Below are 463 nucleotides of genomic sequence, written 5' to 3' on the forward strand. Positions count from 1 at the left end.
CGTGGCCGGGCAGCGGCAGGAAGCCCCGCTCGAAGTCGCCGTCTGGCGACGATGCTGCCGGATCTTCGACCATTCGAGTGTAATCCCAGTTGCCGTTGAACATCATCGCCGCCTGGCCTTCGTTGAACAGCGCCGTCGCCTGATTGACACCGATGCTCAGCGAGTCTGCGGCGATATAGCCGTGGTCGTAGAGCGTCTTGTACCGCAGCAGCGCCTCCCGCCACGGCGAGTCCGCGAAGGTGCGAGCGCCTGCCATCAACTCGGTGTCGAAGTCCGGGTGCTCGGCATAGACGAGCGAAGCGGCCAGCTGATAGAGGCCGAACTGGACGAACCAGCGGTCGTTGTCCGGCATGACGATCGGCGTGATCCCGGCCTGCCTGAGCTGCTCGCAGACGGCGAGGAACGACGGCCAGTCGGTCGGGAAGGCGTCGATCCCGTGCTGCTCGAACAACGTCTTGTTGTA

At 64.4% G+C, this 463-nt stretch carries 1 protein-coding gene; it reads right to left on the reverse strand.

The genetic code is table 11. The features are described from left to right. Positions 1-463, reverse strand: a 463-nt coding sequence (locus PA598K_RS36285) for an ABC transporter substrate-binding protein (protein ID WP_185602070.1), incomplete at both ends; no start/stop codon positions are given.

Source organism: Paenibacillus sp. 598K (assembly GCF_003851045.1).
Classification (GTDB): domain Bacteria; phylum Bacillota; class Bacilli; order Paenibacillales; family Paenibacillaceae; genus Paenibacillus_D.